The organism is Mariluticola halotolerans, assembly GCF_021611515.1.
Taxonomy (GTDB): Bacteria; Pseudomonadota; Alphaproteobacteria; order Rhizobiales; family Devosiaceae; genus Mariluticola; species Mariluticola halotolerans.
Genome location: NZ_CP090960.1, coordinates 2,648,050 through 2,668,499 on the forward strand (window position 1 = coordinate 2,648,050; position 20,450 = coordinate 2,668,499).

A 20,450-nucleotide genomic window follows, 5' to 3' on the forward strand; every position below is an offset into this window, starting at 1 on the left:
TTTATCGCGGTGTCAGGTGTTCAAATTGTTGCGCAAGGCATGCGCCCCCCGGGGGCGTCGGGCTTTTGGACGAATGGTGATCCCGAGTGGATTCGAACCACTGACCCTCAGATTAGGAATCTGATGCTCTATCCTGCTGAGCTACGGGACCACGCCGTTTGGTTAGCAAATTGAGGGAGGGAAGGGAACTATAAGTTATTCTGGCCCGCGCGCGGAATTTCGGGAACAAAACCCCGCCTTATTTGTTGTGACCTATGGTGTATAGTAACGGGGCGGCGGCGTGTCTGGCGTGGCGGCCTTTTGCGTGATTATGCCATTGGGGAGATTGCGGGGATCTGGTGTGTAGCCAAGATGCCGGGGTGATTTTTGCCGCAATTGGGTGCAATGTAATCGCGGTTTCGCGAACGGGGTCGGTTTTTGATCAAGTCCAGGATTTCCATTTATACCGCGCTGGCTGTGGCGACGGCGTTTCCGTTTGCAGCTTCGGGCTGCGATGATCTGCGCGCGGGGCCGCGCGGGATGGTTGTGGCTGTGGTGGATGGCGATACGCTGGTGCTGGATAATCAGGCCAAGGTGCGGCTGATCGGCATGCAGGCGCCGAAACTGCCGCTGGGGCGTGACGGGTTTGAACCCTGGCCGCTGGGCGATGCTGCGCGTGATGCGCTGAGCGCGCTGGCGCTGGGCAAGACTGTGCAATTGCGTTATGGCGGCACGGAAGCGGACCGGCATGGACGGGTGCTGGCGCATGCCTTTTTGGAGAATGAAGATCCGATCTGGTTGCAGCAGGCGATGCTGGAGGCGGGGATGGCGCGGGTTTATTCTTTCGCCGATAACCGGTTTTGTCTCGATGACCTTTATGCAGCCGAGGCTGTGGCGCGGCGCGAGCGGCGCGGGATCTGGGGTGACCCTTATTACCAGATACGTTTTGCTGACAAGCCGGAGATGGTTTTGGCGCGCGAGGGGCATTATGAACTGGTTGAGGGCCGTATCCTGCAGGCGGAGAAAGCCGGATCGGTGTTTTACCTCAATTTCGGGCGGCACTGGCGCGAAGATTTTACGGTTGTGATAGACAAGGAAGCGCAAAAGACATTTTCCGCTTCGGGGGTGGCGCTGGATGCCCTTGAGGGGGCGCATGTGCGGGTGAGAGGCTGGGTGGATGACCGTGACGGGCCGCGGATTGCGGTGACCCATCCCGAGCAGATCGAGTTATTGGTGGCCAGATGAGCATGGCGGGCGTGAGGCTGAAACAGATTGTGTTTGCCGGGGGCGTTGTGGCCATGCTGGCGCTTGGCGGTTGTTCGGGCATGTTCGGCGACCCCGATGTGCTGGTGACCCAGACCGGGGCCAATGGTATCGGCAATGCGGTGCCTGCGGGCACGGACCCTGAAGATGAGGTGATCGGCCGGCGCGAGCACCCGCGGATCGTGGCGACCTATGGCGGCGTCTATAGTGACCGCAAGGCCGAAATCATGGTGGCGCGGATTGCCGGCAAATTGCTGGCGGCGACCAATCAGAGCAACAATAATTTCACCGTGACTATTCTCGATACGCCGGATGTGAACGCTTTTGCGCTGCCGGGCGGCTATATTTATGTGACGCGCGGTATTCTGGCGCTGGCCAATGATTCAAGTGAGTTGGGCGCGGTGCTGGCCCATGAGATGGCGCATGTGATTTTGCGCCATGCGCGGGCCCGGTCCAACCGGACCCATACCAGCGAGATCGTCGACAAGGTGATCACGAGCGTTCTGGGCGGGAATATCGATACCGACCAGACGGCGGCGCGGTCGCGCCTGTCGCTGGCCGCCTTCAGCCAGGCGCAGGAACTGGCAGCGGACAAGGAGGGCGTGGTGATTGCCGGGCAGGCCGGTTATGACCCGCATGCGGCAGCGCGCTTTCTCGGGGCGATGGGGCGGTTTGCTGCCATGTCGAGCGGGGGCAGCGATGGCGGCGATGATTTTCTCTCCAGCCATCCCTCGACGCCGGACCGGATCCAAAAGGCGATTGAGGCGGCGCGGTCCTTTGGTGCGCCGGGAATCGGGACGACCGATCGCGATGCCTATCTGGCGGCGATTGACGGGTTGAGCTTTGGCGACAGCGCCAATCAGGGCGCGATTATCGGCCAGCAATTTGTGCATCCGGCGCGCAAGTTTACCTTCAGCGTGCCCAAGGGTTATGAATTGCAGAATTCGCAATCGGCGGTGGTTGCGGTGGCCGGGGACGGGGAAGCCGTGCGCTTTGACACAGCCGACGTGCCGGACACGATGCCGCTGGTGGACTATTTGCGCTCTGGCTGGATTGCCGGGCTGAAGCCGGACACGGTGCGGGCGCAAAACTATAATGGCATCGACATGGCCACGGGCGAAGCCCAGACGGACCAGTGGGTGTTCCGCGTGTCTGTGGTGCGGCTGGAGGGGGCGGTTTACCGCTTTATCTTTGCGGCGCGCAGCGACAATGCCGGGTTTGCCAAGGCATCTGATGCCACGCTTAAAAGCTTCCGCCGGGCGACTGACCAGGATATCGCGAAAGTACGCACAAGCCGGATCGATCTGGTGACAGCGCGGGCGGGGGACACCACGGCGAGCCTTGCGGGGCGCATGGGACATTTGTCGAATGCGACTGAATTGTTTCTGGTGCTGAACAATCTGTTTGCCGGTGACCCGATTGAGCCGGGGCGGAAATACAAGATTGTGACCGTTGACTAGGCGGGGCGGGATTGTTTTGACATGAAAAAAGGCCGGCTGCATCAGCCGGCCTTTTTATATTGAATGACGTTTAAGCGGCGCAGTTGTTACGCGGCGGCTTCTTCGCCGTCTGTTTCGGTCTTGGCGCCACGACGCGGGCTTTTGGCCAGGCTCTTTTCGATGAGCTGGACGGCCTCTGTCAGGGTCAGGCGGTTGACGGTGGAGATTTCACGCGACATCCGGTCCATGGCCTGTTCGAACAGCTGGCGCTCGGAATAGGACTGTTCCGGCTGATCGTCGGAGCGGAACAGGTCGCGGACAACTTCGGAAATTGCGATCAGGTCGCCGGAATTGATCTTGGCTTCATATTCCTGGGCGCGGCGCGACCACATGGTGCGCTTGACGCGGGCACGGCCGGTGACGGTGTGCAGCGCCTTGGTGACGAGATCATCTTCGGCCAGCTTGCGCATGCCGACGGATTTGACCTTGGCGACGGGCACACGAAGGGTCAGCTTGTCCTGCTCGAAATTGATGACGAACAGTTCCAGAACCATGCCAGCAACTTCCTGGTCTTCGATCGAGACGATCTGGCCCACACCATGGGCCGGATAGACGACGAACTCACCGGTCTTGAAACCGGCGCGCTGCTGGGTCTTTTTTGTGGTCGCTGTAGTTGCCATAAGGCATACTCCTCGTGTGACGCTGTGATGGGCCCCGGTGACCGGTTTCCATCCCCTGTTGATACGCTGGCCCGTTCTGGGCCTTTTACACAGTAAGTCCGGCCACTGAGCCAACCGTTTGGCTGGTCAGGTGCAGTCTCTAATTTTGGAATTTCCAGATCGTGCGGTTGAGCACTCTTGTTTGAGATAGGACGCCTGCAAATATTATTACGCCATAATATAGCACAAATTTTCGCCAAAATCAAAACTGGCGAATCAACAGGTTAAACGGCCCGCTTTACAGCGGGTTTCAACTTTCGCGTGCAAGAGGACGGTGCCGCCCGGCTTAATCGCCTTCGCCGGGCTCTTCGGAGAAATACTTCTCGAACTTGCCGGTTTCGCCGTCAAATTTCTCGGCATCGGCCGGCGCATCGCGCTTTTGCGAAATATTGGGCCAGGCCGAGGCATATTTGGTGTTGATCTCGAGCCATTTTTCCAGCCCGGGCTCAGTATCGGCCTTGATGGCTTCGGCGGGACATTCCGGTTCGCAGACGCCGCAATCGATGCATTCATCCGGATGAATGACGAGCATGTTCTCGCCTTCATAAAAGCAGTCGACCGGACACACCTCCACGCAATCCATATATTTGCACTTAATGCAATTATCCGTGACGATATAGGTCATGGTGACTTGTTCCTGGCTGGGGCCGGTTGAAATCGAAACCGGGAGATGACCCGATTACATGATGCGGAAGGTTTGCTAACTCGTTTTAAGCCCAAGGGCAAGCGGGGAGACGGGCATGGGTTTCTGTGACGCAGCCGAAATATAAAAAGCCATTTCAGACAGGACACTAAGCACCGGTGCGGCTGTTGCCCTTGCCGGTGAACCTGTCGGTCAGGCGGCGTTCGCGTTTGGTGGGGCGGCCTGCGCCCGGTTCGCGGACGCCCGGCTTGGACGGGCGGCCCTTTTTTTCGCGTGGTGGCAAGGCCGGGGTGAGATCCTCGTAAAGCTCTGCGGCCTCGCTGGCGGGGCCGCGGCGTTCGCCTGTGTCGACGATCTTGAGAATGCGCAATTGCTCATGCACGGTCATGGTGAGAACCATGCCGGGGACGACGCGATAGTCCGCGCCGGTCACCCGGTTGCCATCAATCCGCACAGCGCCGCTGGTAATCAGCTTTTGCGCGAGGGTGCGCGATTTGAGGATGCGCGCGAACCAGAGCCATTTGTCGAGGCGCTGGCGGGCTGGCTCGTTCACTTTGGTTTCTGGTCTCGCAAGGCGGCGAGAGCGGCAAAGGGCGAATCCGGATCGAAAGGTTTTTCCTTGCGCGGCGGCGGTGCGTTGCGGGGCCGGTTGTCTTTATTGTCACGCGGGCCGTTGTGGGATTTGGGACGCGGCTTGCCATGGCGCGGTTTGCCGCGACCTTCCTGGGGCCGGTCTTTCTGGTCCTGGCCATCCTGTCCGCGATTTGCCGGACGGCGATGGTGACGATTATTGTCTGGCCGTCGGCTGCCGGGGAACCAGACTTCATCGAATTTGGGTTCTTCCGGGGTAGCGTCGGCCTCAGGTGCTTCTGCCGTGTCGGCAGTTGCGGTCTCTGGCGCTTCGAGCTTTGCCGCGTCAGTGAGATCTTCGGCCTCAACCGGTGTTTCGGACTGGGATTTTTCAGGGGCTTCGCCGTCAAGCTTTGCCAGATCCTCGACTGCGTCAGCGCCGGCGACCGGTGTTTCGATGGGCGTGCGCTGCAGGCGGTAGCCGAGGGATTTGAGGATGGAGGCAAAATCCTCGCCGGCGCACCCGAGCAGGGATGTCATTTCCACCGTAACGCGGAAACCGTTCTTGTCGGCGGCACCGGCAGGCAGTTCGCCCTGAACGCGGCCTGGATCGAGCGCGATCAGCGGGCGGATGATGTCGGCGAGCCGCTCGAGAATATCGATGCGCACGGCGCGGTTGCCGGCCAGCTTGAAGCCGGCGACTTCATAGAGGCGGCGATCAATGGCGGGATCGATTTCGAACGAGGTGCGGCCTGAAAGAATAATATGGGGCAGATCGGAGACGCCGGGCTGACGGATGCCGCCGTTTTTCAGGGCCCAGAGAATCAGTGCCAGTTCGCGCGGGGCGGGCTTGAGGCTTAAGGGCAGATAGATGTGATAGGCGCCGAACTTGATGCCGAGCTTGCGCATCTTGCCGCGCACGTCCTGGTCGAGGCTCTTGACCTCATCGGCGACGGTCATGCGGGGCAGGAGGCCCAGATGCTCGGAGAGCTGGAAGGCGATGCCGCGGGCGGTGCCTTCAAGATCGGCCGGTTCGCGCAGGCCAAGAATTTGTTCCAGCTGGGTGTTGACCAGATGGCGCAGCCAGAGATTGAGGCGGTCCTGCACGCGGTCGAGATCGGGACCGGTCAGGCTTTCGTCGGCCAGAATGAGAATGCGGGGCGAGAAGATATCATTGCCCTCGGCCAGTTCGGCAACGATTTCGCCGCGCCAGCGCACATAACCGTCTGTTGCCAGAACGATCTCTTCATTGGGCGCGCCTGAGAGACGTTCCGCCCGGTTTCTGATTTCCGGTGCGACGGCATTTGCGGCGGCTGCGCGCAAGCCCTTTGCGTCTGCATCGCCATCTGATTTGGCCAGGCTGAAACGAAATCCGTCAATGGTGCCAATCAGGTGGCCCTCGACTGAAATTTCGCCTTTGTCATTGATTGCAGGTGATAGCATGCGTCTGTCTCTTAAATGCCGTATCAAGATGCTTGTGCGGCGATCAACGAAACGCTGGGTCAGCTTTTCGTGCAGAGCGTCGCTCAAACGGTTTTCAATATCCCGGGTTTTCTCGCGCCAATGGGCTGGGTCTTCCAGCCAGTTTTTCCGGTTGGCGACGAATGTCCAGGTTCTTACCTGACGGATTCTGTTAGACAAAGTGTCTATATCGCCATCTGCATTGTCGCAGAAGCGGACCTGCTCGGCAATCCAGTCTGCGTCAACTTTGTGCCGGGTCATCAGATCAGCGTAAATATGGGTAATTATTTCGCCATGCTGGGCCGGCGAGATGTTGCGATAATCGGGAATTTGGCAGCATTCCCAGAGCAGGCGCACATCCGCCTCGGTGCGCGCAAGCGTGCCGGCTTCATTGCGGCTGAGGAATTCGAGCGAAATCTGGTCGGTGGCCACGGGCACGCGGGTGAGGGCTGGGTGGTTTGGGCTTTCCTCGAGCGTATGCCGCAGATTGCCGATGGAACTGAAATCGAGCTTCGGGTTGCGCCATTGCACGGTTTTAATGGGCTGAAAGTCGTGGCTTTCGAGCCGGACGATCATTTCATCGTCAAAATTTTCGGCATGGCCGGTGACCCCGAATGTGCCATTGCGGGTGTGCCGTCCGGCGCGGCCGGCGATCTGGCCCAGTTCGGCGGGGGTTAAGGGGCGGCTCTGGCGGCCATCGAATTTGGTGTCATTGGCAAAGGCGACGTGATGCACGTCAAGATTGAGCCCCATGCCGATGGCATCGGTTGCGACCAGAAAATCAACATCGCCATTTTGATAGAGTTCGACCTGGGCATTGCGGGTGCGCGGCGACAGCGAGCCCATGACGACGGCCGCGCCACCGCGTTCACGCCGGACCAGTTCGGCGATGGCGTAAACCTCGCGGGCGGAAAAGGCGACAATGGCGGAGCGGGCCGGCTGGCGGGTGATTTTCTTTGACCCCGCCCAGGTCAGTTCACTCATGCGCGGGCGGTTGATGATCTCGGCATCGGGCAGGAGCTTGCGGATAAGCGGGGCCATGGTATCGGCCCCCAGAAGCAGGGTTTCGTTGATGCCGCGCGCATTGAGGATGCGGTCGGTAAAGATATGGCCACGGTCGAAATCAATGGCGGTCTGGATTTCATCGATGGCGACGAAGGCCACCGGGATATCGGTGGGCATGGCCTCGACGGTGGCCACCCAATAGCGGGCATTGGGTGGCACGATGCGCTCTTCGCCGGTGACCAGCGCCACGGCATGTTCGCCGACCCGGCTGCTGACCGTTTGATAGACCTCGCGCGCCAGAAGGCGCAGCGGCAGGCCGATCATGCCGGTGGAATGGGCCAGCATGCGCTCGATGGCAAACCATGTCTTGCCGGTATTGGTGGGCCCCAGAATCGCCTTGAGCGACTGAGACGTCTGGGTAAAGGGCGCGTTCAAGGAATTGTCTCTGCTGGCAAGGGCGAAGGTAAGTGTCTCATAGCGGCACATAAGCGCTCAAGCGGCAAATGCCAAGTTCACGTTTAGCACAAAAAGAGAACAAAGGCGGTTCGAATCGGCTTTGGTGACTGAATCATGATTTGTTCTCTACAGGATGTGGTGGGTCGGTGGTGGTGCGAGGCCCAAGTGGTGCAATCTGGCGGGTTCCGGGGCCGGAAATGGCCCAAATCCGTTCATGTATACTAATAGAGCGTTAATCTGGCTGAATCATGGGCAATTCTTAAGGGGGTGTTAAATGTGCCGGGCGCGATTTTTTGTGGTCTCTTAGCGAATGCGAGGCCGGAACGCGGGCGTTTTAGGCGCGGATTTTGACGATAAAGATTTTGACGTTCCAAAATGGCACGACGGGCTGCAGCCCGCCATGCCGAAATCTGGTGCGGGTTATTGTGCTGTGTAGGCACCATCGACCCGGTGATAGCTGCCATTGATGAAGCTGGCCCGATCAGAGAGCAGGAAGCAGGTGAGGGCGGATACTTCTTCCGGCGTGCCGATGCGGCCGACGGGATGCAGGCTTGCCAGCCCGTCGAGGGCCGCCTGATCCAGATTGGCGGAAAGCAGAGGGGTGTCGATGAAGCCGGGGCCAACCGCATTGATGCGGATGTTTCTGGCGGCATATTCCAGCGCGGCGGCCTTGGTCATGCCGACAACGCCGTGCTTGGCTGCGGTGTAAGCGGATGAGTTGGCGAAACCGACCGTGCCGAGGATCGACGCCATGTTGACGATTGCACCGCCACCGGCCTCAAGCATGGCCGGGATCTGGTAGCGGACGCAATTGAAGACGCCATTGAGGTTGACGCTGATGACCTTTTCCCAGCCATCGACCGGATATTCGCCGATCGGGGCGGCGGGGCCGCCAATGCCCGCATTGTTGACCGCCAGATGCAGCCCGCCATAGGTCTTTATCGCAAAGGCCACCATTGCCTCGCAGGCGCTGGCATCGGTGACGTCGATCTCAAAGCTTTCCGCGTTCCCGCCCTTTTGGCGGATGGTCTTGACCACTTTGTCCGCGCCGGACGTGTCCATGTCGGCGACGATGACATTGGCACCGCTTGCTGCGAGTTCCAGACTGACCGTTTCGCCGATGCCCGAGCCGCCGCCGGTGACGATTGCTGTCTTGTTGGTGAAACTGATGTCCATGATCAATGTCCTTCCCTGGTTACTGTCATGCTGGCGGTTCTATATGCGGAACGCGCCGAGGTTATGACGGTATAAAGGCGGGGCAGATCGCGGGCATTGATGCGGGTCAAATGCGCAAATGATTTAGGGGGATGCCCCTGATCAGTTGAGGTCGGTCAGGACCATGGACAGATCGCCCGCGCTGGTGCCGAGCAGGATGCGGTAGGGGATGAAATAGCCGCTATCCTTGAGGGGCGCATACCAGATGAGAATGCGGTTGGAATTGGCCAGATAGGTTGTCATTTCCGAGGTGGTGAAGTGACCGGCGACGGGAATATAGCGCAACTGGCACAAAACGACCGGGCCCTGATAGCCGGTGCGGTTGGAGGTGGCGGTTTCTGTCTGGACGAATTTCATGGCGATGTCATAGCGCTCAACGCCGGTAAAGACCTTGAGGCGACGGTCGCAAAGGGCTGGCTCGAGTGCATCACCTTTGAGGATATAGGAGCCGAGCGGATCGGTGACGCGCTCGAGATGTTTCCGTTCGATGGCGATGCGGCCGATATTGTTGACCAGTGGCGGCTCAATCTGGAAGCCGGTGGCATTGCCGCTGGCATATTGCACGGCGACGTTGAAACTTTCGCTGCGGGTGCGGGTTTCCAGATCGAAGGCCCTGGCGGCCAGCATGTCCTTGGCGGAACGGCCGGAAGACTGGGCTTCGGCGGTGCCGGAGGCAACAAGCGAGCCGACGCCGGAGACATTGGCGCCCACATCAATTTTATAGCTGCTGCCATCATCGCTGAAATTCACGGTGGCGCTGGCCATGTTGACGCCGGCAAGGCTGACGACATATTTGGCGGTGGCGCTGACGGGCGCGGCCGCTACGGGGGATGCCATGAGAATGAAGGCTGCACCGGTTGCAGCCCAACGGGCAAATTTTGTATTCAAGGACACTTGGATTCCACTCCGCCGCGGACGGCTAACACGCAAACACTGAGCTTTCAGTTTTAACGAACATGCTTACTATTTCGTGAAGTGGGGGCAATTGTGGCCTCAAAGGCCGGTTGTGCTTGACGGGGGCGGGGCGTTTGACTATTTAGACGCAACTTTTCTCTTCAAGGATGAGCTGGCTGTGGGCAAAGCCCCACGCGCCTGTTTGTTCAGATAACAGGATATTAACATGGCACGCCGTTGTGAACTGACTGGAAAAGGCGTTATGACGGGCAATAATGTGAGCCACGCGCTCAACCGTACACGCCGCCGGTTTCTGCCCAACCTTTGCAATGTCACGCTGATTTCGGATGCGCTCAGCCGCCCGGTCAAGCTCAAGATCGCAGCTTCCACGCTGCGCACTGTCGAGCATCGCGGTGGCCTTGATGCATTTTTGCTGAAAGCCAAGGATGACGATCTGTCCGATCGCGCCCGCGGTATCAAGCAGGAAGTCCGTCAGGCACTTGCATCGTAAAAAGTTTCGGTCGCTGGCCTTTGGGCCGCAACCGGTGATATGAAAGCGACGCGGTATCCCCCAAAGGGTGCCGCGTTTCTTGTTTTTTGCAATAGCTGCGCCGGTCAGATGCCGGAAGTGCGGCGCAACATTTGAGGTGCATGATCTTGCTCGCTCGTTTTTTTGTGGCCGTTATGGCCATGGTCGCTGTGGTGGCCGCTTCCAATTTTCTCGTTCAGTTTCCTGTGCAGGCCGAATTCGGCGGGATCAATCTCGCGGATCTTTTGACCTGGGGGGCGTTTACCTATCCGATGGCGTTTCTGGTTACCGATCTGACCAACCGGCATTTCGGGGCCAATGGCGCGCGGCTGGTGGTGCTGGCAGGTTTCACGCTGGCGGTGATCTGGTCGATTTTTCTCGCCAGCCCGCGTATCGCCATTGCCTCCGGCTCGGCATTTTTGCTGGCGCAGTTTCTTGATGTGTCGATCTTTAACCGCCTGCGGGCCGCCAAATGGTGGCAGGCGCCGCTGGTCTCCTCGGTGGCTGGCTCGGTGCTCGATACGGTTTTGTTTTTCGGGATCGCCTTTTCGGCCCGGTTCGCCTTTATCGATACAGGCTTTGGCATGGAGGACAGTTCGCTGGCCTTTGCGGTACCCTTTCTGGGTGTTGGTGGAGACGTGCCGCTCTGGGTGTCACTGGCCTCGGGCGACTTTATCGTCAAGATTGTGGTGTCGCTGGTGCTGCTGGCGCCCTATCGGGTGCTGCGCGGCATGATTGCCGACAGGGTTTTGCATCCGGCGGCAGGCTAGGGCCGTTCAGGTTCTGCTGGAAACATCCTTCGTCATCGCGAGGCGCGTAGCGCCGTGGCGATCCAGAGCAACAAGCGCTGGTGTCAGCCTCTTCTGGATTGCCGCGCGGCTTTGCCGCTCGCAATGACGGGGCAACGTTTGCGAACCGACAAGGGATGTCCGCTTGTTCCAGACCCGCTTTATTCCGCCAGGGAAAATTCCAGCAGGAGCGAACGTTCCCAATCGTTGAAATTGTCGTCGGAAATGATGGTGATGCGGCTTTTGCCATCCGGGCCGGGATGGACGGCAATGCCTTCCATATTGTCGATATCGCCGCCGGAACCGGTGAGGATAACCTCGCCTTTCAAAACTGCGCCGGGTTTGACCTCGGCGGCGGCAATGCGGCGGACCTGCATGACAAAGCTTAAAAAGCTGGTGCCGCGCTCGAGCACCAAAAGATCGCCATTGGGCAGGAAGGCGCAATCGGTGGGGTTGAGCCCCTCGGTGCGGCTGAGGCTGAGTTCGCCGCGGTCGTTGTGGCCAAGCATGTAGCCGGCATAGCCGTCGCCGACACGGGCGGCCTCGGTAAACAGCATGGTGGAGCCCGCGACCGGGGAGGCTTGAGGGGCGATGCAGACGGCTTCCAGCGAGCGGTTGGTGCGCAGGTTTTCCAGCCATTGGGGAATGGCGACCTCGCGGGCCGCGCCCTCTGGCATGCCCTTGACCAGATCGAAATCGGCGACCCGGGTGAGGTTTTCAAAGCCGACACGGACAGCGGCGGGGGCGCCATTGCGGTTGATGGTTTCGATGGCCTCCGCATCCTTGGCGAATTTTCGCGGCAGTTCATCGCCTTTGGAATTGCGAATGGGCGTGACGGTGACACCGCCAAGGCCAAGCGGCTGGCCGGCTTCGTTATAGATCAGATGGCCGGAGATGAAATTGCCCTCATCGGAGACCATGACCAGCTGATGGCCGGAACCGGTGAAGGTGATGCCGGAGAGGCCGCCGAAGGTTTCCACCGGGCTGGTCATGACAATGCCGCCCTGCCAGATCAGCTTGTCGACCTTTTCGCCCGGCTGGGCACCTTTATAGGTGAGAATGGGTGCGGACGTGACCGGCGCGTCCATGGCGCGGGTGGCCGAGGTGAGGAGCGACAGGGCCAGCGCTAATGCCAATGTGCCCGGACGCAAGCTCACCTGCGACGCTGCCGGCGGCTCATGGCTGGCGGTTCTTCCTCAAAGAGGGAAGCCAGTTCCTCGGTGAGCGCGCCGCCCAGTTCTTCGGCGTCGAGCAGGGTGACGGCGCGCCGGTAATAGCGGGTCACGTCATGACCGATGCCGACAGCAACCAGCTGAACGGGGGACCGCAATTCGATATCCTCAATCACCATGCGCAAATGGGCCTCGAGATAATTGCCGGGGTTCACCGACTGGGTCGAATCATCCACCGGTGCACCATCGGAGATAACCATCAGGATGCGGCGATTTTCGGGACGGCCAAGCAGACGCTTGTGGGCCCATTGCAGGGCCTCACCGTCGATGTTTTCTTTCAGCAGCCCTTCGCGCATCATCAGGCCAAGATTGCGTCTGGCGTGCCGCCAGGGCTCGTCAGCGGCCTTGTAGATGATGTGGCGCACATCGTTGACGCGGCCGGGATTGGCGGGGCGATCTGCCTCAAGCCAGGCCTCGCGCGATTTGCCGCCTTTCCAGGCGCGGGTGGTGAAGCCGAGAATTTCGACCTTCACCCCGCAGCGCTCCAGCGTGCGGGCGAGGATGTCGCCGCAAATGGCGGCGATGGTGATCGGGCGGCCGCGCATGGAGCCGGAATTGTCGATCAACAGCGTGACGACCGTATCGCGGAATTCGGTGTCATTCTCGATCTTGAACGAGAGCGGCTGCATCGGGTCGGTGACCACGCGGGTGAGGCGGGCGGCATCAAGCACGCCTTCTTCCAGATCGAAAGCCCATGAACGGTTTTGCTGCGCCATCAGGCGGCGTTGCAGCTTGTTGGCCAGGCGGGCGACGGCACCGGCGAGATTTTCTAGCTGTTTGTCGAGAAGGGCACGCAATTGTTCGAGCTCTTCGGGCGGGCACAGGTCTGGTGCTTGCACGATTTCGTCGAACTTGGTGGTGAAGACCTTGTATTGCAGGGCGTTGGCAAGGCGTTCGTCGCCCTCGCCGGGTTGGGGCGGGGTCGGGGTTTCCTCGCCCGAATCGGCGGTCGCGTCATCATCAGCATCGGCCATATCGGCTTCCATGCCATCGACCTCGCCGGTGTCTTCACTGTCGCCGGGCGCGTCATCGCTGTCGGCTTCGGCGTTTTCGCCTTCGCCCTGGGCCTGTTCGGGGTTCTGCTCGTCGTTGTCGGAGGGCTTGTCGTTCTGTTCTTCGGCGTCGTCGGTCTCGTCGCTGTCGCCATCCTCGAACTCACCTTCGGGGATGAGATCCAGATCGCGCAACAGGGTGCGGGCGGCCTTGGCGAAATCTGCCTGGTTTTCGAGTGCGGCGGAGAGATCGTCGAGACAGGCGTCGCATTTGTCTTCAATGTCGCCGCGCCACAAATCAACAATCTGCTGGCCGCTCTGGGGGACGGTGATGCCGGCCAGTTTGTCGCGCAGCATCAGCCCCAAAGCCTCGGCCAGCGGCGCGTCATCGCGTTCGGTGATGTCGCCGAAATTGGCGCGGAACAGCCGGTCTTCGAGCATTTCGCCGATATTGAGTTTCATGCCCGGCATGCGGGTGGCGCCCAGCGCCTCGACACGGGCCTGTTCGAGCGCATCAAAGGCGGCGCGGGCATCGGGGTCCTGGGGCGCGCGGCGGCGGTGCATGGCCGCGTCATGGCTGGCGAGCCGCATGGCCATGGAATCGCCCTGCCCACGGGCAACTGCGATGTCGTGCAGCGTGGGGACGCGGGGCAGATTGGCGAGGCGCGCCTTGTCATGGGTCAGAATGGGCCGGTCGGCTGTGAAGGCAACCTCCAGCTCGGCTTCTCCAGCAATGGCGCGCACAGTTGCGCCCATCGCCGCCTTGAAGGGCTGCGTGTTATCGGGCTTGTTCGACCGGTTGCGTGGCGGTTGGGCCATGAGCGTTCTGACCGATTTGTTCGTCCTTGTCCCGTGGCAGGCTCAGGAGGCGGACCAGCTGGTAAATGGCCCCTCATGGTTTGGCTTTTCTGCCATGAGGGGCGTGAGGTTTTTAAGCGCTGATGGCGAGGTTCGCCGCTGATTCCGGCAGATCTTCCCCAAAGACGCGCTGATAGAATTCGGCCACCACGGGACGTTCCAGCTCATCGCATTTGTTGAGGAAGGTCAGGCGGAAGGCGAAGCCAAGATCGCCGAAGATTTCGGCGTTTTCCGCCCAGGTGATGACCGTACGCGGGCTCATCACCGTCGACAGGTCGCCATTGATGAAGGCGGAACGGGTCAGATCGGCGAGACGCACCATATTGGAGACGGTCGTTTTGCCCTCGGCGGTCTGGTAGGATTTGACCTTGGAGAGGACGATGCCGGCTTCCTTGTCATGGGGCAGATAATTGAGGGTTGTGACCAGCGACCAGCGGTCCATCTGACCCTGGTTGATCTGCTGGGTGCCGTGGTAAAGCCCGGATGTGTCGCCCAAACCAATGGTGTTGGTGGTGGCAAACAGGCGGAAGGCGGGATGCGGGACGATGACGCGGTTCTGATCCAGAAGGGTCAGGCGGCCCGAGACCTCAAGCACGCGCTGGATGACGAACATCACATCGGGACGCCCGGCGTCATATTCGTCGAATACCAGGGCGACATTGTTCTGCACGGCCCAGGGCAGAATGCCGTCGCGGAATTCGGTGATCTGCTTGCCGTCTTTAAGAACAATCGCGTCCTTGCCCACCAGATCGATGCGGCTGACATGGCTGTCGAGATTGACGCGAACCAATGGCCAGTTCAGCCGTGCGGCGACCTGTTCGATATGGGTGGATTTGCCGGTTCCGTGATAGCCCTGCACCATGACGCGGCGATTAAAGGCAAAGCCTGCCAGAATCGCGATGGTGGTGTTGCGGTCAAACAGATAGTCGGGGTCAACCGGGGGCACGTGTTCGGTGCGCTCCGCATAACCCTTGACCACCATGTCGCTGTCGATGCCGAAGGTTTCACGGACATTATAGTCCTTGTCCGGCAGGTTCTGGAACTCGGTCATGTTCTTCCCTTTTCGGGGGTCTGGTGTTGCGTAATAGAGAAAAATCCCGCGCTCTATAGCAGTTAAGCGGTCATGGGCCTAGAGCGCCGGGAAAGATGCAGTGTCACACCACAAAGCCTTTTTGCTTCAGGTGGGTATAGGCGGTGATAATGGCGTGCAGACGATCCTCGGAACTGCGGTCGCCGCCATTGGCGTCGGGGTGGTACATCTTGACCAGTGCCTTATAGGCCGCCTTGATTTCGTCAGAGGTTTTGCGCCCCTCAAGCCCCAGCACTTCAAGCGCCCGTTTGTCGGCCTCAACGATACGTTTCTCGCGCGCCTTGATCGGGTTGCGGCCCTGATTGCGGGCGACGCGGGCAAACAGATTGTGCGGATCATTGAGCCGGCGGGCGGTGAAATCGCGGGCGGCCTTGGCGCGGGGTTTGGGATTGCCGCGGCCATGGGCATTGGCGCCCATGCCCCAGGTGGGGCGTTCGCCGTTATCGGTGGAATATTCAGCGGATTTTTTGGGCTTGGCCTTGCCCTCACCGTCTTCGCCTTCGGCGAAATAATTGAACGACTTGTTGTAGTGCCGGACATGCTCGAGGCAAAAATTATGAAACTCGCCACCGGCGCGATGGCTCTTGGGGGCGCGATGGGTGCCGGGCTTTTCACAGCCCTCCCAATCACATTGTGGCGCCTCGACCTTGGGCTTTTCACCGCCGCGGGTTTTGATGCGAATATTATCGAATAGCTTGGAATTCAATTTCATCGACCTTATGTGCTGCGTATATTCGATTCCGAAAAGGTTCAGTTACATGTCCGTCCGCCAGACCATGATCGACAAGCTCACCGCCCGCTTTGACCCCGAACTGCTCGAGGTTATCGACGATAGCGAACGCCATCACGGACATGCCGGATGGCGCGAGGGCGGAGAAACTCACTTCCGTGTCAGAATCGCGACCCGGCATCTTGCCGGTTTGAGCCGGATTGCGCAACACCGTGCGGTGATGGAAGTGCTCGATTCTGAAATCAAGGCCGGTGTTCATGCTCTTAATATAGAGGTGAAACCGGTCGCGGATGTGGCGGAATAGTCTGATCCTATTTCAGCGGTAGTACCCGTAATTCAGTGACGCGGTTGCCCGTGGTGCGGGTCACCCGGAAGCGGAAACCGTGGAAGGTGAATTGCTGACCTTCGCCGGGAATAATTTTGGCTTCGTGGATGACAAGTCCGGCAAGCGTGGTTGCCTCTTCATCGGGCAGATGCCAGTCGAGCGCGCGATTGATGTCGCGGATCGGCAGCGCGCCTTCGATGGTATAGGAGCCATCGGGCTGTTTGGTAATGCCCTGCATCACCTCGTCATGCTCGTCGGAAATGTCGCCAACGATTTCCTCAAGAATGTCTTCCAGCGTGATTAGGCCCTGCACTTCGCCATATTCGTCGATGACGAGGGCGAAATGGGTTTTGACCTTCAAGAAGGCGTTGAGCTGGGCCTGCAAGGGGGTGGTGTCGGGGACGAACCACGGCTTTGAGGCAATGCGCAACACATTGACCTTGGAGATGTCGCCGCCTGCCTTGATGACCGCGCGCAACACATCCTTGGCGTGGACGACGCCGATAATGTTATCCGGGCCGTCCTTGTAGATCGGCATGCGGGTGTTGGGGCTTTCAAGGACCTGGCGCACCAGTTGCTCGGGCGGCTGTTCCGCATCGAGCGCCAGCATGCGGGTGCGGTGCACCATGATATCGGAGACTTCGAGATCGCGCAGGTCGAGAATGCCGCCGAGCATGTCACGGTCGTTCTTGACCACTTCACCCTCGCGATGCAGCAGGTCGACGGTGCCGCGGATTTCCTCAAGCCCGGTATAGCCGGAACGGTCATCAGCGGCCTTGACGCCGACGAGGCGCAGCATGAGACGCACCAGTATCTGCACGGCAATGGTGATGGGCGCGAGAACGGCCACAATCGGTCGGACGACGGGGGCGACGCCGAGGGCGAATTCGTCGGGCTGGTTGATGGCCCATGTCTTGGGCAGGACCTCGGCGAAAATCACGACGGCCATGGTCATGACGATGGTCGCATAGACAACGCCTGTATCACCGAACAGGGTGATCAGCACGCTGGTGGCGAGCGATGAGGCCAGGATGTTGACCAGATTATTGCCCAGCAGCAATGCGCCGATCAGGCGTTCCTTGCTGTCGATGAGTTTTTCGACAATGCGGGCGCGCTTGTTCCCGGCGCGGGACTGCGAATGCATGCGGGCGCGGGAGGCGGCGGTGAGCGCGGTTTCGGAACCGGAAAAAAAGCCGCTCAGGAACAAAAGCACGGCAATGCCGCCAATGGTGAACCAGACTGTGGTACTCACGAAGCCCGCATCTCCTCAAGAAATTCTACAACAAGTTCAGGATCGACATTCTTCTCGATGAAGGACTGGCCGATGCCTTTGGTCAGGATGAAGGTCAACGCGCCGCGCGACACTTTTTTGTCCTGGGTGATTGCGTCCATCATTGCGTTTGTATCTGCCAGCTCTCCGGGAATATCGCCCAATGTGGTGGGCAGGCCGACCAATTGCAAATGCCGCGCCACGCGCACCCCATCCTGGGAAGGCGCAAGGCCAAGCTTAGCAGAAAATTTGTGCGCCATCACCATGCCGATGGCGACCCCTTCGCCATGCAGGAGGCGATCAGAATAGCCGGTGATTTTTTCTAGTGCGTGACCGAATGTATGGCCGAGATTGAGCAGGGCGCGTGCGCCGGTTTCCTTCTCATCGGCGATGACGAAGCGGGCTTTTGCGGCACAGGCATGGGCGATGGCGCTGGTGCGGGCGGGACCGCCATCAAAAATTTCGCGCCAGTTCTCTTCCAGCCAGAAGAAGAAATCCTCATCATCGATCAGGCCGTATTTGGCCATTTCGGCATAGCCTGAGCGGAACTGGCGTTCCGAGAGGGTGTTGAGCGCGGAAATATCGGCCAGCACCAGTTTGGGCTGATGAAAAGCCCCCACAAGGTTTTTGCCGCGCGGGGTGTTGATGCCGGTCTTGCCGCCAACGGAACTGTCCACCTGGGCCAGAAGGGAGGTGGGGGCCTGCACAAAATTCATGCCGCGCCGTGTAATGGCGGCGGCAAAGCCGGCCAGATCGCCAATGACCCCGCCGCCCAGCGCAATGATAATATCGCCGCGTTCGAGCCTGGCTTCGAGAATGCCATCGACAACTTCGGCCAGTGTATCAAAACGCTTGGAGGCCTCGCCGGCGGGGACAGTGATGGTTTGATGCTCGAGCCCGGCGCCATCAAGGGCCTTGATGAGGCGCGGCAATTGTTCGGTGGCGACATTGGTGTCGGTGACAATGCCGAAACGCGCGCCGGGGAACATGTCATTCAAAATCGTGCCTGCCGTGTCCAGCAGGTCCGTGCCGAACAAAATATCATAGGCCCGTTCGCCGAGATCGATATGCAATTTATCCGTGGGTACGGGCATTTCAGGTCCTGTTCTGGTCGCGCAGATAATCGCGGACTTTAGTAATGACGGCGTCGACCACCACTTCGTGGGGTACATCGTGCGAGACGACAGTAACATCAGCCTCTGCATAAACCGGATAGCGTTGATCTATCAGGTTTTTGAGGGTTTCGCGCGGATTGGCCGTTTGCAAAAGCGGGCGGTTGGCGCGGCGGGACACACGGGCGAAGAGAAGCTCGAAATCGGCCTTGAGCCAGATGGAGAGGCCTTCGGCGCGCACCAGTTCGCGAGTTTCGGCATTGATGAAGGCACCGCCGCCGGTGCCCAGCACAATATTCTCTTCTTTTATGATGCGGGAAATGACCCGCGATTCACCGGCGCGGAATTCGGCTTCGCCATGCAGGGCAAAAAAATCATTGATGTTCATGCCGGCGGCTTTTTCGATTTCGGCATCGCTGTCGATGAATCTGCGCCCCAGCCGGGCGGCAAGGCGGCGACCGACGGTGGTCTTGCCAGCGCCCATCATGCCCACCAGCACAAGCGGCTTGCCGCCGAGCAACTCGAGCAGTTCCACGCAATCGGTATCGGCTGTCATAGTCTTGGGCTGGCCCACGTCGAAGGTTCCGGTGCTGTACACGCTTGCTTGAAGCGGTCGCGGGGATACTTGTCAAGCGGCGGGCATTTGCGAGCGGCCTTGATCGCGCCGGGTAAATCGGTGAAAAGGGGCATAGATGAGGATGTTTTTATGCCAACGCTGATCCGATTTCTGATTGTTCTGCTGTTTCTGGCCGGGCTTGGCTATGGCGCCATGTTTGCACTGGCGACATTTGTTGAGCCCCATGACAAAGAGGTCACCATGCGCGTGCCGGCGCGGGACCTGTTTGGCGACTGATGGCCGACGATCACCTGATCGGCGCTTTCCTTGAAATGATGAGTGCGGAGCGCGGCGCGGCGGCCAATACGATTGCCGCCTATCAGCGCGATCTTGCCGATTATTGCGGGTTTCTCAACGCGGTTGACGGGTCGGCGCGCACGGCAAAACGGCCATTGGTGATTGCCTATCTGGAACGGCTGGAGGCGGAAGGCCTGTCGGCGGCATCGGTGGCGCGGCGGCTGAGCGCCTTGCGGCAGTTTCACCGGTTTTTGCTCGCCGAGGGGATCAGTGGTGACGACCCGACCCGAATCATTGCCTCGCCGAAAGCGCGCCGGGGCCTGCCCAAAATTCTGTCTGTGGAGGAAGTGGACGCCCTGCTGGCGCTGGCGGAGACCGAGGCCGAGGCTGAGGATCCGTTGAGCGCGAAGGGGGTGCGGGCCCGGCGACTTTATGTGCTGCTGGAACTTTTATATGCGACGGGCATGCGGGTGAGTGAACTGGTCAGCCTGTTGCGCAGTGCGGTGATGCGGGATGCATCGTTTCTGACGGTGACGGGCAAGGGGGAGCGCGAACGCGTTGTGCCGCTGAATGACCGGTCGCGGGATGCGCTGATGGCCTGGGTCAAGACACTGGAGGCGGGGCGTTTTCTGTTTCCAGCCGATGGGCAGTCCGGCCATCTGGAGCGGCAGGTTTTTGCCCGGGACCTGAAAGCTTTGGCGGGTCGGGCGGGGATTGCCAGTGCCCGTGTGTCGCCCCATGTGCTGCGTCACGCCTTTGCCAGCCATTTGTTGCAGGGCGGGGCCAATCTGAGAATTGTGCAAATGCTGCTCGGACATGCAGATATTTCCACCACACAGATATATACCCATGTTCTGGATGCGCGGTTGCGTGAACTGGTAGAGAAACATCATCCCCTTAGCGATGACTAGAACCGGTCAGTTTTGAGGGGGCGCGTTGCCGAACTGAATACGTGGGGTCCACTTATTCTGGAAACACGCAAGGGATTAAGCTTGTTTGCTGACTTTCTTGACTTCCGCGCCTATCA

Annotated in this window: 20 protein-coding genes and 1 tRNA gene; 7 read left to right on the top strand and 14 right to left on the bottom strand. The window is 59.7% G+C overall.

What is annotated here, in order from left to right:
- Positions 1 to 74: 74 nt before the first annotated feature.
- A tRNA-Arg gene (locus L1P08_RS12665) sits at positions 75 to 151 on the bottom strand.
- A gap of 266 nt (positions 152 to 417) precedes the next feature.
- Between L1P08_RS12665 and L1P08_RS12670 the strand changes: the two genes are divergently transcribed.
- Together L1P08_RS12670 and L1P08_RS12675 are read left to right on the top strand one after the other, a co-directional pair.
- Complete coding sequence (locus L1P08_RS12670) at positions 418 to 1,224, top strand: thermonuclease family protein (protein ID WP_303617373.1); 807 nt, start codon at positions 418 to 420, stop codon at positions 1,222 to 1,224.
- Positions 1,221 to 2,702 (top strand): M48 family metalloprotease, encoded by a 1,482-nt coding sequence (locus L1P08_RS12675; RefSeq protein WP_303617374.1) that lies wholly within the window; start codon positions 1,221 to 1,223, stop codon positions 2,700 to 2,702. Before L1P08_RS12670 ends, L1P08_RS12675 begins: the two co-directional genes overlap by 4 nt.
- Before the next feature lie 86 nt (positions 2,703 to 2,788).
- Here L1P08_RS12675 and L1P08_RS12680 read toward each other — a convergent pair whose 3' ends face one another.
- The 6 genes from L1P08_RS12680 to L1P08_RS12705 form a co-directional block, all read right to left on the bottom strand.
- Positions 2,789 to 3,361 (bottom strand): CarD family transcriptional regulator, encoded by a 573-nt coding sequence (locus L1P08_RS12680; RefSeq protein WP_303617375.1) that lies wholly within the window; start codon positions 3,359 to 3,361, stop codon positions 2,789 to 2,791.
- Between the two features lie 325 nt (positions 3,362 to 3,686).
- A complete protein-coding gene (gene fdxA, locus L1P08_RS12685) occupies positions 3,687 to 4,025 on the bottom strand; it encodes a ferredoxin FdxA (protein ID WP_303617376.1) in 339 nt (112 codons plus the stop codon).
- Positions 4,026 to 4,191: 166 nt separating this feature from the next.
- Positions 4,192 to 4,596, bottom strand: a complete 405-nt coding sequence (locus tag L1P08_RS12690) for an RNA-binding S4 domain-containing protein (RefSeq protein WP_303617377.1) — start codon at positions 4,594 to 4,596, stop codon at positions 4,192 to 4,194.
- The gene (locus L1P08_RS12695) at positions 4,593 to 7,514 is read right to left on the bottom strand and encodes a helicase-related protein (RefSeq protein WP_368077110.1); all 2,922 of its coding nucleotides are present in this window, start codon (positions 7,512 to 7,514) and stop codon (positions 4,593 to 4,595) included. The genes L1P08_RS12690 and L1P08_RS12695 overlap by 4 nt, the downstream gene beginning before the upstream one ends.
- A 441-nt stretch (positions 7,515 to 7,955) precedes the next feature.
- On the bottom strand, positions 7,956 to 8,711 hold the full coding sequence (locus tag L1P08_RS12700; protein ID WP_303617378.1) for an SDR family NAD(P)-dependent oxidoreductase: 756 nt from the start codon (positions 8,709 to 8,711) through the stop codon (positions 7,956 to 7,958).
- Between the two features lie 141 nt (positions 8,712 to 8,852).
- Positions 8,853 to 9,644, bottom strand: a complete 792-nt coding sequence (locus L1P08_RS12705; protein ID WP_303617379.1) for a DUF3108 domain-containing protein — start codon at positions 9,642 to 9,644, stop codon at positions 8,853 to 8,855.
- Positions 9,645 to 9,870: 226 nt separating this feature from the next.
- On the opposite strand from L1P08_RS12705, the gene rpmB reads away from it, so the two are divergent.
- Together rpmB and L1P08_RS12715 are read left to right on the top strand one after the other, a co-directional pair.
- Entirely contained in the window at positions 9,871 to 10,155 is a 285-nt protein-coding gene (rpmB, locus tag L1P08_RS12710) for a 50S ribosomal protein L28 (protein WP_303617380.1), read from the top strand.
- Positions 10,156 to 10,328: 173 nt separating this feature from the next.
- Positions 10,329 to 10,943 carry a VUT family protein gene (locus L1P08_RS12715; protein WP_438268468.1) on the top strand — a complete coding sequence of 205 codons (615 nt, stop codon included), beginning with the start codon at positions 10,329 to 10,331 and terminating at the stop codon, positions 10,941 to 10,943.
- A gap of 179 nt (positions 10,944 to 11,122) precedes the next feature.
- Here L1P08_RS12715 and L1P08_RS12720 read toward each other — a convergent pair whose 3' ends face one another.
- The 4 genes from L1P08_RS12720 to L1P08_RS12735 form a co-directional block, all read right to left on the bottom strand.
- Positions 11,123 to 12,118, bottom strand: coding sequence for an esterase-like activity of phytase family protein (locus L1P08_RS12720; RefSeq protein ID WP_303617382.1), 996 nt, complete (start codon positions 12,116 to 12,118; stop codon positions 11,123 to 11,125).
- Positions 12,115 to 14,004 carry a cobaltochelatase subunit CobT gene (gene cobT / locus L1P08_RS12725; protein ID WP_303617383.1) on the bottom strand — a complete coding sequence of 630 codons (1,890 nt, stop codon included), beginning with the start codon at positions 14,002 to 14,004 and terminating at the stop codon, positions 12,115 to 12,117. Before cobT ends, L1P08_RS12720 begins: the two co-directional genes overlap by 4 nt.
- 112 nt (positions 14,005 to 14,116) lie before the next feature.
- Entirely contained in the window at positions 14,117 to 15,094 is a 978-nt protein-coding gene (cobS, locus tag L1P08_RS12730) for a cobaltochelatase subunit CobS (protein ID WP_303617384.1), read from the bottom strand.
- 103 nt (positions 15,095 to 15,197) lie between these two features.
- Positions 15,198 to 15,845, bottom strand: coding sequence for a J domain-containing protein (locus L1P08_RS12735; RefSeq protein ID WP_303617385.1), 648 nt, complete (start codon positions 15,843 to 15,845; stop codon positions 15,198 to 15,200).
- A 46-nt stretch (positions 15,846 to 15,891) separates the two neighbouring features.
- Here L1P08_RS12735 and L1P08_RS12740 point away from each other — a divergent pair, with 46 nt between their 5' ends.
- On the top strand, positions 15,892 to 16,167 hold the full coding sequence (locus L1P08_RS12740; protein ID WP_303617386.1) for a BolA family protein: 276 nt from the start codon (positions 15,892 to 15,894) through the stop codon (positions 16,165 to 16,167).
- A gap of 7 nt (positions 16,168 to 16,174) precedes the next feature.
- Here L1P08_RS12740 and L1P08_RS12745 read toward each other — a convergent pair whose 3' ends face one another.
- From L1P08_RS12745 to L1P08_RS12755, 3 genes are read right to left on the bottom strand one after another with little or no spacing between them, the layout of a single operon-like run.
- The gene (locus tag L1P08_RS12745) at positions 16,175 to 17,440 is read right to left on the bottom strand and encodes an HlyC/CorC family transporter (protein WP_303617387.1); all 1,266 of its coding nucleotides are present in this window, start codon (positions 17,438 to 17,440) and stop codon (positions 16,175 to 16,177) included.
- Positions 17,437 to 18,552 carry a 3-dehydroquinate synthase gene (gene aroB / locus L1P08_RS12750; protein WP_303617388.1) on the bottom strand — a complete coding sequence of 372 codons (1,116 nt, stop codon included), beginning with the start codon at positions 18,550 to 18,552 and terminating at the stop codon, positions 17,437 to 17,439. The genes L1P08_RS12745 and aroB overlap by 4 nt, the downstream gene beginning before the upstream one ends.
- A gap of 1 nt (position 18,553) precedes the next feature.
- Complete coding sequence (locus L1P08_RS12755) at positions 18,554 to 19,126, bottom strand: shikimate kinase (RefSeq protein ID WP_303617389.1); 573 nt, start codon at positions 19,124 to 19,126, stop codon at positions 18,554 to 18,556.
- Positions 19,127 to 19,276: 150 nt separating this feature from the next.
- Between L1P08_RS12755 and L1P08_RS12760 the strand changes: the two genes are divergently transcribed.
- Both L1P08_RS12760 and L1P08_RS12765 read left to right on the top strand, forming a co-directional pair.
- Positions 19,277 to 19,423 (top strand): histidine kinase, encoded by a 147-nt coding sequence (locus L1P08_RS12760; protein WP_303617390.1) that lies wholly within the window; start codon positions 19,277 to 19,279, stop codon positions 19,421 to 19,423.
- Positions 19,423 to 20,334: a site-specific tyrosine recombinase XerD gene (locus L1P08_RS12765; protein WP_303617391.1), complete on the top strand. Its 912-nt coding sequence runs from the start codon at positions 19,423 to 19,425 to the stop codon at positions 20,332 to 20,334. Before L1P08_RS12760 ends, L1P08_RS12765 begins: the two co-directional genes overlap by 1 nt.
- Positions 20,335 to 20,450 lie beyond the last annotated feature (116 nt).